Here is a 13104-nt window from a genome sequence, read left to right as displayed (position 1 = left end):
TTCGAATAAAAAAAGAAGGTGAGAAAATGCGGAGTATAGATGCTACGATGACGCTTCAACAAGGCGAGGAATTAAAGGAAAATGGAGAATATATTGTTTTGTCGGGGCATCTTACTTGTTGTATAGGAGACCAATTACTATGCTTTCTAAGAAAAAGTGAACGAGCGATAGTGCATAATCACTTACTACCTGAAAAGCTTCGATATCAAGCATGCAACACAGTGAAAGTACTGAAATTAGACAGTCATACAACGAATAGACGGATTGAATACCGATATCGAGCGTTTGAGAGAGAGCTAGTAGACATGATGGTGCAACGAATGGAGATGCTCATGCTACCAAAAAAAGAGCGACTAGTTTATGCGCTCTCCAAGTTAGGAAATGAAGTAGGAAATTTAGAAGGCGGAGACTGCTATATCCCAAATGTCTGGAGTCAGGCCGAGTTAGCCAGTTATATTAATTGTACGAGGGAGTATTTATTAAACCAGAAAAAGGCGCTAAAAAAAGAAGGCCTCATATTAGATAACCGCCATTGGGTACTGCTAGACTGGAATCAATGGACCAAAGAGGAAGAGAAATACCATTTAATATATGACTAATAAAAAGACACCGAACCACGAAATTTGTGGGGCGGTGTCTTTTTTCATGATGCGGAAGTTTTAATATAGAGTTTTTGATTGTGTTGTTTAATAATATCTTGTTCCTCTAAAGAATCTAATTTATCATATAAACTTTTACGTGAGAAATTACCGTAGTGAGCGAGTTTGCTTTTATTTAGAAAGTCGGGAATTTCTTGATACTCACCATGTGAAGTGGGCGCTACCCGATCACAGAATTTTTGAAGCGTATAAGTAATACGAGGCTCTACAGTTAAATCGTGTTTCATCAATTCAAGGCAGAGATCCGAGGTGTTTTTGAGAACAGATTTTAAAAGGACTTCCATGTATTCTATTTTATTTGCGGCAAAATCAGAAAAAATTTCGCGATCGACGAAGATAAGTTTAGTATCCGTATCACAAACAATGCTTACTTGATCTTGCACATTAACATCATACGGTGATTGATAAATCATATCGCCATTTTTATAAAATTGGAGTATTTGTGCGCGTGTAATTTCCAAATGAATAATTCCATCCGCTACAATGACAAAATGGCTTATTAGATTTTTGTTGTTAATAACAGTATTCTTGGTAAATGTTTTATAGCTAATCCAAGTTGCGTCTGGTTCATTTTGGCTAATTTCCTCTACAATAGAAAGAATGCTTTTCATGATTATCGCTCCCTTAGATTTGATATACCTTAATTTTAGCAGGGAAATATGAGAGAGCTGATTTAATAAGATGAGAGACAGATGAGAAATGAAAATTTAGTATAACTACTAACACAAAAATTCTGTACGTAAGCCGATATTTCAACGTGTATACTGGATGAGTAAATACAAGTGACCAAGCACAATTAGCAGAGACGGACATAAAGAGTCGTGGTATAATGAGCATTAGAACGCTTTCAATACATAGAAAAACGGCAAAAGGAGGCCAACCATTGCAACCATCTAAAACCCGAGACCCAGTAATCCGAGTCAGGAGCAGGTTACTCATCATCTATAGAAATGGTTCCCAAATCTGGCGATAATTTTCTGCCAATCGATGTAAAGGAATTAGATCGGGGAACTTGGCAATATGATGTTCCGTTCAAACCTGAGGAATATATGTATATGCTGAAAGAAATGTATAGTGGCGACGGATACGAAGAGGGGTATTATGTCACTTACTTTTTCGGACTGGAAGTAACCGAATAATGAAGAAAAGGAGGTGGATTGGATGATTTCTGTACCGAGATGGCGGGACTTACTTCAACTACTATACGTAAAAATGGATTTTGTCAGTGGGAAGGAACTTGGAGAGCATTTGCACGTTGATCCGCGTACGATTCGAAATGACATTAAAGCGCTTCATGATGTTTTAGCAGATTCAACTAACGAAATTATTGCGGTTCGTGGTGTGGGATACAAGCTAATCGTGGAGGATGAATCGACACTGCGCCATTTGCTACTCACAGATACTAGCGAACGATCGAATCTTCATATTACACCGATGCTTGCCGAGGATCGCGCAGACTACATCATTCGCTACCTTCTTTTAAAAAATAAATATGTCAAACTAGAGGACATTGCGGATGAGCTTTATGTCAGCAAATCGACAATTAATACGAATGTCCCGGAAGTGAAGAAAAAACTAGCCCAATTTGAGTTGAAGTTAGGCAAAAAAGCGGGATATGGGGTTAAAATACTTGGGACGGAGCTCAATGTTCGTTTTTGTTTTTCGCACTATTTGCTGACAGAATCGCGTAGTTTGCTGATTAGTGAGGCTGAGAAATCCTTTTTTAACGATGTCAATTTAGAAGGAATCCAGCATATTGTCACGAAAAATGTATCTAAATACGCGATTCATATGACCGATATTGCTTTGAAAAACCTAATTATCCATATTGCGATTGCGATTTGTCGGATTCGCGATGACTGCTATGTTGCGGCGGAAGAATTATTGAACATTGAATTCAATATGCAAGAGTTGCGGGCAGCGGAGGCGATGATTCAAGCGATTGAACAGCAGGAAAAAGTGGCGTTTCCAGAGACAGAGCTTTCTTATTTATTATTACATCTTAGCGCAAAACATACGGCAAGCGATTACGATGATTACCGAGAATTCCTGTTGGTGAATAAAATGCTAGAGCGTATCCAAAAGCGCTACGGGTACACATTACTAGGTGATCAATCGCTTATTTCCAACCTCGTATTGCACCTAAAACCAGCAATTAACCGAATAAAATTCCACATGAATATTCAAAATCCCTATTTGCCAAACTTAAAACAAAATCATCCATTAGCGTTTGAGCTAGGACTGACAGCAAAGGATGTTCTGGAAGAGGAGCTGGAAACCAAGGTGAACGAGGCAGAAGCAGGTTACTTAGCTATTCATTTATTGTACGCGTTGGATAAAGTGCAAGAAGGCGCTAAAAAACAGGTTTTGATTGTATGCGCATCGGGATTAGGCACCTCACAACTTTTGCAGTCGAAGGTTAAAAAGGCTTTTTCTGAGGAATTGGAAATTATCGGCGTTTACTCGTTTCATGAATACGAGAACGAGTCTGTTGTGTGCGATTTTGTCATTGCAACCGTGCCACTTCGGAATCAGCGCCACCCGTTTGTGCACGTTTCGCCATTCCTAACGAAATCGGATATGCGCGCGATTGAATCGATGTTAGGAAATAGTGCGCCCTTTCAGATGGAGAGTGTATTTTCCGAGGCGCTATTTACAATCTCCGAAAAAAATTGGGATAAAGAGCAGGTTTTGCGGGAGTTAGCAAGGCTTTTGAAGGAACAAGGCTACGTTGGGAAAGATTATTTGCCGTCGATTTTTGAGCGGGAATTGGTTGTTCCGACGTTTTTGGGAAATGGTTTAGCGACGCCGCATCCGATTCAAGCTGATGTAGCACGGACGGCGATTGCGGTTTGCATTTGCGAGACTTCGGTGTTGTGGAACGAGGAAGATTATGCGCAAGTCGTATTTATGCTGGCCGTGAAAAACAAAGAACAATCGCAACTTACGGATACGTATGAGTTAATTAGTGACATCGTTGAAAATCCGAAAGTGATGCGCCAATTGAAGGCAATTCGGGATTTTGACGGATTTATGGATATTTTGAAAAAATCTAGGATAAAACCTTCTGATACACAAAAATAAGCAAGGAATCATGAATCCCATTTTTGGGGTAAGACGTACATCTTGCTTTACACAAATCGAGCGAAAGCGTTTGTATTCAGAGAGTTTGGTGGAAGCCGGAAGCGGAGCATACTGGTGTATGTGAGAACCGGAAGTCCGCTAAACTCTCTGAATGCGAACGCTTGCCGCCGATTTATCCGGGTTATGTCCCAGCCCCATTTTGCGGATTTCCGTTGTGAGGCGACTCTTGCGGAAAAAGACTGGCTTTATTTCGATAAAAGAAAGCGCTACACTTAAGCTATAATTAAGAGGAGGTTTAACAACATGAAAAAATTTGTTGAAAAATTGGGCTGGCTTTCGCAAAAGTTAGGAAATCAAATTCATTTGAAGTCGATGCGTGACGCGTTTGCCACGATTTTACCGTTTATTATGCTCGCTGGTTTTATGGTGTTGATTAATAACGTCATTATTAAACCGGATGGCTTTATGTCGAATGTGATTAGTTCGGAGACGCTGACTTCTTGGCAGGAGCTGGGGAATAGTATTGTGAATGGGACGCTTGGGATAATTACGATTCTGATTGGGGCATCGGTTTCTTATTTTCTGGCGCAAAACCGGAGATTTGAGAATCCCTTTGCACCAGCTTTGCAAACGATTGCATTGATTGTTATTTTCTTACCGCTTGTCAATGATGTGATTCCGGTTGGGGCAACAAAGGCTGTAGAAGTGGCTGGCGTTATTCCGATTGCGCTTACTGGCTCAGCTGGGATGTTTGTAGGAATCGTGACAGCACTTTTGTCGACAGAACTGTTTATTTATTTTTCAAAGAGCGAGAAGTTGAAAATCAAGATTTCGGGCGAAAGTGTACCGCCTGCTGTTATTAAATCGTTTAATGTGTTGATTCCGACAATGTTGACGGTGCTTGTGTTTGCCTTCGTATCGTTCTTGTTGACGCAATTATTTACGCTTAATATTTATGCACTGATTGGCGCGATTATTCAAAAACCATTGACGTTCTTGGTGACAAGTGTTCCAGGGTTCCTAGCGCTAATGACGATTTCGCAGATGCTTTATTCGATTGGTATTGCAGGAAGTGGGATTTTGGGGCCGATTATGGACCCAGTGTTGCTAGCAAACATGCAGGATAATATGACGGCGTACGCGAATCATGCAGAGATTCCGCACATTATTAACACAACTTTCCGTGATATTTTTGGAGTTATGGGCGGCGGTGGAAATACGATAGCGCTATTGATCGCCATCTTTATTTGGAGTAAACGGAAAGATTATCGCGAAATCGCGGCGCTTTCTTCTGCACCAGGAATTTTCAATATTAATGAACCGGTCGTTTTTGGATTGCCGATTGTGTATAATTTGAGTTTAATGATTCCGTTCATTATTTCGACACCGCTTTGTTTGTTACTCGCTTACATCGCAACGAAAATAAACATGATTTCAGAAGTAGTCGTGCTGGTACCTTGGACGACACCGGTTGTGGCATCAGGATTTTTGGCGACAGGTGGGGACTGGCGCGCCGCAGTTTTCCAAATTTTCTTAGTCGGCGTTTGTGTGCTACTCTACTTGCCATTTTTGAAAGTAAATGATCGTATTAAAGCCTAAGGAGCGTTTGAAATGAAAAAACTAATGTTGATGTGTAATGCTGGCATGTCTACAAGCGTGCTCGTTCGAAAAATGCAAAATATTGCGGATGAGCAGGAAATCGCGATTGAGATTTGGGCGATTTCCGAGATAGATTTTGAAAAAAATTGGCGTCAAGCTGGGGCGATTTTGCTAGGTCCACAAGTAAGCTATATGCAAGATAAAGTGAAAGATGCTGTCGCTGGGGCGATTCCAGTCGGCGTGATTGCCATTGTGGATTACGGTCGGATGGATGGCGCAAAAGTTCTGGCACAAGGCTTAGCGCTGTTGGAGGAGGATTAAGATGTCGCGATATTTAGATCACAAACTAGACACCGATGAGCGTGTAGCCGATATTTTGGCGCAGATGACGTTGGAAGAGAAATGCGGACAGTTGAATCAGAGACTCTACGGCTGGCAAGCTTTTAAGCGAGATGGTGAGGCATTCGAAGTGACGGACACTTTAAAAGATGAGGTCGCAAAATTTGGAGGAATCGGCGCGCTGTATGGACTTTTCCGCGCCGATCCTTGGTCAGGGATGAATCATGAGAACGGGATTAGTCGAGCGAATTCGGCACGAGTTGCGAATCTACTGCAAAAATATGTGATTGAAAACTCACGACTCGGTATTCCAATGCTGTTTTCGGAGGAAGTTCCGCACGGGCACCAGGCGCTGGACAGTGAGTCGTATCCGGTGAACTTGGCTCGCGGTGCGTCGTTTAACACGGCGTTGCAACAGGAAATTGCGGAGGCAATTGCCGCGGAAATTAGCGATAAAGGAGTACACCTTGCTTTGGCTTCTGCACTTGATATTTTGCGCGATCCGAGATGGGGCCGCGCGGAGGAATGTTTTAGTGAAGATCCGTTTTTAGCAGCAGAGTTCACGAAGGCAATCACGACGGGTTTCCAAGCGAGTGGCCGGGTGGCGGTGATTTTGAAGCATTTTGCCGCGCAAGGTGAGCCAGTTGGTGGACATAATTCAGGTCCGGTATCCATTGGAATGCGCGAACTACGCGAAATTTTCTTACCCCCGATGGTTGCTGCGGCTGAGGCGGGCGCGCTTGGCGTGATGGCAGCGTACAATGAAATCGACGGCATACCGTGCCATGCGAATGGAGCGTTGTTGACAGGAATTTTGCGAGAAGAGTTGGGCTTTGATGGCATTGTGATGGCGGATGGCTGCGCACTCGATCGTTTGCTGACAATGAATCCAGACGTGCGAAAAGCTGGAGCCATGGCGCTTGCGGCGGGTGTTGACTTGAGTTTATGGGATGAGGTATTCCCGAATTTGGCGTCAGCAGTTGTTGCAGGCGATCTGGATGAGGCAGTATTGGATGTCGCAACGAGTCGGATATTACGATTGAAATTCCAACTCGGCTTATTCGAAAATCCATACGCGCCGGAAAACGTGCCAGAACGCGCAGAATCATGGCGTGCCTTGAATCTAAAAGCCGCACGCGAATCGATCTGTTTACTGGAAAATCACCGTGAAGTGCTACCACTTGAAAATACGCAACGTATCGCGGTTATTGGGCCAAATGCGGATACTTTATACAATCAACTCGGCGACTACACAGCCCCGCAAAATTTGGCGGATGGGGTTACTATTTTACAAGGAATCAAGCAAACCGCTCCTGAAAATACGCGAATCAGCTATGAAAAAGGCTGCGATATCCGTGAAAAAATAGCAGGTGGCATCGAACGCGCATCAGAACTCGCGAAATCAGCCGATACTGTCATCCTTGTTTTAGGCGGCTCGAGCGCGCGGAATTTTGATATGGAATTTTTGAATAATGGGGCGGTGAGTTCTAAGGGGCCGAACATGGATGCTGGGGAGAACGTGGATTTGGCGGATTTAGCACTGCCAGTCGTTCAGTTGGAACTTTTCCGGGCGTTGAAAAAACAAGGGAAGCCAGTCGTGGTTGTGCTCGTGCAAGGGCGTCCGAATGCGATTCCAGAGATAAGCGAACAGGCTGATGCACTGCTCACGGCTTGGTATCCTGGCGCACAAGGCGGAATCGCGGTCGCAGAAACGTTATTCGGCATCGTGAATCCATCAGGAAAACTGCCAGTCAGCATTCCGCGCTCATCCGGTCAACTTCCGGTTTACTACAACCAAAAGGCGGGCGAATACAAAGAAGATTACTTCGACGAACGAGGCGCGGCGCTATATCCATTCGGGCATGGCTTGAGCTACAGCGACTTCGCGTATCAAGAAATCAACGCGATCCATCAAAGCAGGTCCGTTGCCGAGTTAGAAGCGGGGGGTAAGTTCCAATTCAAAGTAACCATTCAAAACCGCGCCAATCGTGCAGGTTCCGAAGTCGTGCAACTCTACATCCACGACCAAGAAGCGAGCATTACGCGACGCAAAAAAGAACTAAAAGCATTCCAAAAAGTCGAAATGGAAGCCAATGAAACGGTAGAAGTGACGCTCGAAATCGGGCTTGCCGAACTACAAATCTGGTCGAACCAAAATCGATGGGAATTAGAAACAGGTAACGTGCGAATTTTTGTAGGTGGAAGTTCAGTGACGGCGCTTGAGACAGTGATCGAGATAACAAACGGGGTGAGGTAAATGGAAGGAATGGAGCTGGCTTCTTTTCAAATTATCGGGGCTGTCGGCGGTGCGCGAAGCAAGATTACAGAGGCTTTACAACTCGCGAGACAGCGAAAATTCACAGAAGCATACCGAAAAATTGATGAAGCGAATCATTATTTAAGCGAAGGTCATAAAAATCACGTAAGCCTTATCCAAAAAGAAGCAGAAGGTCAGAAAATCCCGATGTCGATGTTGTTCATACATGCCGAAGATCAGTTCATGACGACGTATTTACTTCGAGATATTGCTTATGAGATGGTGGCTTTGTGGAAAGAAATTTAATGTTTTTTGAGCGTATACCTTGATTGGTATGCGTTTTTTGATGTGTAACAGTAACTTGTCGAATCTAGTACCTTGACTGTCATAGTAATATGGTGTATATTATACTCATGGAGGCGATCACATGGCTGATAAGAAACTTTCCTCTGATTTACTGAGAGGACATACGGATACGATTATTTTGAAGTTACTGATGAGCGGCGATAAATATGGATATGACATTTTGAAATTGATTCATTTGAATTCAGACGGGGAATATGAACTGAAAGAAGCCACGATGTATTCCAGTTTGAAGCGTTTGGAGAAAGAGGAGTGTATTGCTTCTTACTGGGGCGACGATGCTACCAAGGGCGGACGGCGAAAATATTATACATTGACCGAAAAAGGCGAGGAACTATACGCAGAAAATAAACGGCAGTGGGAATCAGCAAAACGCATTCTCGAACAACTATTATGAGGAAAGAGGTTAGGAAAATGAATGAGAAATTGGTTGGGTACATTGATGGGCAATTCAGCGCATACGAGGATACGGCGGAAATCAGCGAGCTAAAAGAAGAGTTGGTACATGATTTACAAGAGAAATTCGGCGAGTTAGAAGCGCAAGGATATGATACCGAAGAAGCATACGAGCTGACGATTCATTCGCTAGGCGATATTTCTGAGGTCATTGAAAGCATTGGTGTGAAACGGAAAATGTCACTGGAAGATAACCCAGCGTGGCAGGAAATTGAAGAAGCGAAAGCGCGTGCGGCGAATAATGACGGAACAATCAGAAGAAGAGTGATAGAAGGCTTTAATTTCAGTAATTCTGATTTGAGACACAGCCGCTTTGATGAGGGCGAATTTCGCGGCGTGAATTTTAAGCATTCCAATTTATCCGGGGTTAATTTCGATCATCGGGTGTTTATAGATGCAAGGCTGGATTACGTGAATCTAACTGGCGCTTCTTTTGAACAGGCGGAATTTCATAACGGTTCTTTAAAAGGCGTGTATGCCAAAAAAGGAGAAGGAACGCCGAGCTTTAGAGGTGCTTTCATGCAAGGTGTTAACGTTTCGGTTGCCCTGCTAATAGGCGCAGATTTTAGCTATGCAAATTTGGCTAACTCGAAATTTAATGCTTCTCAGCTTACACATACATCTTTTGAAGGTGCGGATTTGACGTTTGCTGAATTGAAACAATCTGGTTTAAGCAAGACGAATTTTGCGAATGCGATATTTGACCAAACGGATTTCAGCTATTCGGATTTGTCAAAAATGAACTTTGATGGCGAAACGTTTAGAGGTACTATTTTCAGAAGTACTGGGCTTGTTGGCGCGACTTTCCGAGATGCGACTTTTGAGAATGTTTCTTTCAAGGGAAGCTATGTGAAACGGGCGGATTTCACTGGGGCAGTAATGGATATGGCGTCTTATGAAAGCTTGAAAACGAATCGGAAAGCGGATCTTAGCGGTATAATTCTAATGTAAAGGAAGCGTGTAAAATGGTACAAAATACGATTTCAGTCCATAATTTGGAGAAGTCTTATAAAAATGTAGAAGTGTTGAAAAAAATCAGTTTCACCGTTGAAAAAGGCACAGTTTTCGCGTTATTAGGATCAAATGGTGCTGGAAAAACAACCACAATTCGGATTCTAGCGACGCTGTTGAAGCCAGATGGTGGCGATGCGCAGATTTGTGATGCGGACGTTGTGAAGCAGGGGAATTTGGTGCGCGCGGCCATTAGTTTAACTGGACAAAATGCAGCGGTTGATGAAATTTTGACTGGGCGCGAGAATTTGCGATTGATTGCGAAATTACGGCATTTGCCAGATGCAGCGGGAATTGCGGATGAATTGCTGGCGCGTTTTGGCTTGACGGATGCGGCAGATCGGGCGCTTTCGACGTATTCTGGTGGGATGAGACGCAGACTTGATCTCGCGATGAGCTTGGTTGGGAATCCGAAAGTTATCTTTTTGGATGAGCCTACGACAGGTCTTGATCCGCAGAGTCGTTTGGCAATGTGGAAAATTATTCGGGAGCTCGCAAGCAACGGCACGACGGTATTTTTGACGACGCAATATTTGGAAGAAGCGGAACAGTTGGCGAATCAGATTGCGATTTTGAATGATGGTAAAATTGTCGCGAGTGGCACGGTCGCTGAGTTGAAGCGGATGTTGCCGAACGGACATTTGGAATTACGATTTGCGGAGGAACATGAGGTTGCAGCGGCAAACGCGGCGCTCGCAGAATTTGAGCCAGTTTTGAATGCGGAAGAGCAGTTGGTAGTGGTGACAATTGATGGCAGTACAGCGCAGTTAATGGCGATTCTTGGGAAACTGGAAGCGGCGAATATAGCGGTACTGGAATTCTCGCAAAAATCGCCGACGCTGGAGGACGTATTCCTCACAATTATCGATAGAAAGGGTGAGCATGATGCGGAATAATTGGAATGATATGCAAGTAATGGTTGGACGCAACATGAAGCATGCCTTTCGAAGTGCGGATACGATTATCACAACCATTGCGATGCCACTGATGATTATGTTGATGTTTGTTTATGTTTTTGGAGGTTCGATTGATACTGGTTCGGAAAATTATATTAATTATGTTGTTCCAGGGATCATGTTTTTATGTATTGCGATGGGTTCAACGTACACGGCAGTAAGGCTAAATCATGATGTGACGACGGGGATCATTGACCGTTTCCACTCGATGCCAATCGCGAAATCGTCCATTTTGACAGGGCATGTGGTGACTTCGGTCGTTTTCAATTTAATTTCGACACTGGTCGTTGTCTTGGTAGCATTCCTATTGGGATTCAGGCCGGAAGCAGGATTCGTCGGGTGGCTCGTCGTTATTTTGATCTTGTTGTTGTTCACGCTAGCAATGACATGGATTGCGGTGATATCCGGATTGCTCGCGAAAAGCGCAGAAGGTTCAGGCTCGTTCAGCTACCTCATCCTACTGCTACTATTCGTCAGCTCCGCGTTCACACCGACAGATTCGATGACAAAAATCGTTCGGGCATTTGCAGAAAATCAACCAATGACGCCGATTATTGAGAGTGTGCGATCACTTCTCGTGGGCAACGTAAACACCGGCGAAGTTTGGACGGCAATTGCTTGGTGTGGAGGGATTTTCATTGTCGCGATGGTTGCTTCGATGCAGATATACAAACGGAAAACTGAATAGTGAAAAAGGATAACCATCCCAGTGAGGCGGTGGTTATCCTTTTTTGCGTCTAATTTTCGTTATTTTGAAGGGAACGTTCCAATTCCAAACGCTGAATTTTCATTGTTGCGGTCCGTGGCATTTCATCATATTTCATGAGAATCGGTTCGTTGAGATGCGGTAAGTCAGATACTTTTTTCCACCACAAATCCCAATTCATTTCCGCGCTCTCATTCACCGCCACAATCGGCTGCGGACTACCATTTTTCCCTCGAATAATCACGACTTCATCCAGAAAAGTCAGTTCATCAAGCAGCGCATCCTCAATCGCGAGCGTACTATCAATTTTATCAACGAGATCGACTTGGCGATCAAGCAAGGAAAGGCCTCCGAGTCGACTTTTGACACCGTAATCACCGCTGTCCCACCAAGCACCATAAACATTTTCCTCAAAGCGCGGCGTCTCCTTGTAGTACGTCAGCGCCCGACCTTTCGAGAACATCTGGATATTGCCGCTCACACCAGCAGCAACCGGTTTCCCGTCCTGATTCACAATTCGCGCCTTCGTCAAACGAGGCATTCCAACACCCATCGCGCGCGCATTCGTCCGTTTAAGCGTAGACTTCGTATGAAAACGCATAATCATCGGGCCACATTCACTCTGCCCATACACCTGCAAAAACACCGGCAAGCGATACCCTGAACACTGCAAAAAGGTCGCCATCGTCTCCTTGTTAATCGCGTCAAACGTGGAGTGATAATACTTCACACTCTGAAAAACGTCAGGCTCCTCCCGAGCAAGCGACGCCCACTGCACAAAATGATTCGGATGCGTTTCCAAAACCATCGGCGCATAATCCGTCAAAACGCGAGTAATGTTGGCGCGACTCGGATTCGCAATTGGAAGTAGCGGAAATCCTTTCGCCATAAGCGACGAAATCCCGATATTGAACCGCGAATGCACCGGCGAAATATGAAAAGCGACCAAACCACGCTTGCGGATGAGGCTCAAAATATTCTTTTGCCATTTCGTCCGCCATCCCATTGAGTTCGCCGAGTGCGCAATGAGCTTCGGAACCCCCGTCGTACCAGAAGTATGCGTCATGTAGGAAATCGTGTCAGGCGTCAGGAAATCCTGCTTACAAAGCTTGCCAAAAGTTGTTGCGAGAATTTCCTCAACCGCGATTAATTTCGAGTCAGGCAGGTTTTCCAGACTTTGCGCTTTTGCCGCCGTATCCCCATCGAAAATCATCCAAGGATCGTCCAGCCGCGCGACCAGAATGTCCATCGTTTCAGCAGGAAGATGCGCTGAAATCATGATTGGCACCGCACCGAGATAAGAGACAGCAACAGCTAAGAGGTACGTGTCGAATTTGGCTGATTTATAAACAATGACCTTCTCGCCCTTTTTGACACCGATTTTTTGCAGTTGCGTCGCCTTTTTGATGAGTGCGTTTTTTGAATCCGCGTATGTAGTTTGCAATTGAAGTTCGGGAAAAGCAGTCAGCGGCTCGTCGAAGTAGATCGCCTGACTCGGAAAACGTTCCGAAGCCTCGGCGAAATTGGTATAGAGGTTTAGTGGTTTGTATTTGTTAAACATGGATGGGTGGTCAACTCCTTTTTTGGTTGTGATGGGGTTATTATAGCATTATTGTGAGGGAGTTTACAAAGTGGAACAAAGAAGCGTCCTAGTTACGCGACGCTTCTCTGAAG

The 13104-nt window shown here is 44.3% G+C and carries 13 protein-coding genes; 11 read left to right on the top strand and 2 right to left on the bottom strand.

Features of this window, described 5'->3' with window-relative positions; translation table 11 throughout:
• Nucleotides 1-26 precede the first annotated feature (26 nt).
• Nucleotides 27-599, top strand: coding sequence for a helix-turn-helix domain-containing protein (locus HCJ66_RS09065; protein WP_187132843.1), 573 nt, complete (start codon nucleotides 27-29; stop codon nucleotides 597-599).
• Nucleotides 600-643: 44 nt separating this feature from the next.
• Here HCJ66_RS09065 and HCJ66_RS09060 read toward each other — a convergent pair whose 3' ends face one another.
• The gene (locus HCJ66_RS09060) at nucleotides 644-1270 is read right to left on the bottom strand and encodes a Crp/Fnr family transcriptional regulator (RefSeq protein WP_187132842.1); all 627 of its coding nucleotides are present in this window, start codon (nucleotides 1268-1270) and stop codon (nucleotides 644-646) included.
• 339 nt (nucleotides 1271-1609) lie between these two features.
• On the opposite strand from HCJ66_RS09060, the gene HCJ66_RS09055 reads away from it, so the two are divergent.
• The 10 genes from HCJ66_RS09055 to HCJ66_RS09010 all read left to right on the top strand — a co-directional run bounded on the left by HCJ66_RS09055 (nucleotide 1610) and on the right by HCJ66_RS09010 (nucleotide 11412).
• Nucleotides 1610-1798, top strand: coding sequence for a hypothetical protein (locus tag HCJ66_RS09055; RefSeq protein WP_187132841.1), 189 nt, complete (start codon nucleotides 1610-1612; stop codon nucleotides 1796-1798).
• Nucleotides 1799-1820: 22 nt separating this feature from the next.
• A complete protein-coding gene (locus HCJ66_RS09050; RefSeq protein WP_187132840.1) occupies nucleotides 1821-3743 on the top strand; it encodes a BglG family transcription antiterminator in 1923 nt (640 codons plus the stop codon).
• A 303-nt stretch (nucleotides 3744-4046) separates the two neighbouring features.
• Complete coding sequence (locus HCJ66_RS09045) at nucleotides 4047-5342, top strand: PTS sugar transporter subunit IIC (protein WP_187132839.1); 1296 nt, start codon at nucleotides 4047-4049, stop codon at nucleotides 5340-5342.
• Between the two features lie 12 nt (nucleotides 5343-5354).
• On the top strand, nucleotides 5355-5663 hold the full coding sequence (locus tag HCJ66_RS09040) for a PTS sugar transporter subunit IIB (RefSeq protein WP_187132838.1): 309 nt from the start codon (nucleotides 5355-5357) through the stop codon (nucleotides 5661-5663).
• A gap of 1 nt (nucleotide 5664) precedes the next feature.
• Nucleotides 5665-7938, top strand: coding sequence for a glycoside hydrolase family 3 N-terminal domain-containing protein (locus tag HCJ66_RS09035; RefSeq protein WP_187132837.1), 2274 nt, complete (start codon nucleotides 5665-5667; stop codon nucleotides 7936-7938).
• Nucleotides 7939-8244 carry a PTS sugar transporter subunit IIA gene (locus HCJ66_RS09030; RefSeq protein WP_036059074.1) on the top strand — a complete coding sequence of 102 codons (306 nt, stop codon included), beginning with the start codon at nucleotides 7939-7941 and terminating at the stop codon, nucleotides 8242-8244.
• A gap of 121 nt (nucleotides 8245-8365) precedes the next feature.
• Nucleotides 8366-8698, top strand: coding sequence for a PadR family transcriptional regulator (locus HCJ66_RS09025; RefSeq protein WP_036059077.1), 333 nt, complete (start codon nucleotides 8366-8368; stop codon nucleotides 8696-8698).
• 17 nt (nucleotides 8699-8715) lie between these two features.
• Nucleotides 8716-9708, top strand: coding sequence for a pentapeptide repeat-containing protein (locus HCJ66_RS09020; RefSeq protein WP_187132836.1), 993 nt, complete (start codon nucleotides 8716-8718; stop codon nucleotides 9706-9708).
• A gap of 14 nt (nucleotides 9709-9722) precedes the next feature.
• Nucleotides 9723-10664, top strand: coding sequence for an ABC transporter ATP-binding protein (locus tag HCJ66_RS09015; RefSeq protein WP_185423786.1), 942 nt, complete (start codon nucleotides 9723-9725; stop codon nucleotides 10662-10664).
• A complete protein-coding gene (locus HCJ66_RS09010; RefSeq protein ID WP_187132835.1) occupies nucleotides 10651-11412 on the top strand; it encodes an ABC transporter permease in 762 nt (253 codons plus the stop codon). The genes HCJ66_RS09015 and HCJ66_RS09010 overlap by 14 nt, the downstream gene beginning before the upstream one ends.
• Before the next feature lie 49 nt (nucleotides 11413-11461).
• Here HCJ66_RS09010 and HCJ66_RS09005 read toward each other — a convergent pair whose 3' ends face one another.
• Nucleotides 11462-12991, bottom strand: a complete 1530-nt coding sequence (locus HCJ66_RS09005; RefSeq protein WP_187132834.1) for an AMP-binding protein — start codon at nucleotides 12989-12991, stop codon at nucleotides 11462-11464.
• Between the last annotated feature and the right edge of the window lie 113 nt (nucleotides 12992-13104).

It is taken from the genome of Paenilisteria portnoyi, assembly GCF_014322795.1.
Lineage (GTDB): Bacteria > Bacillota > Bacilli > Lactobacillales > Listeriaceae > Listeria_A > Listeria_A portnoyi.
The sequence above is the reverse complement of the archived record's forward strand: the minus strand, read 5'-3'. Positions and strand labels throughout refer to the sequence as shown.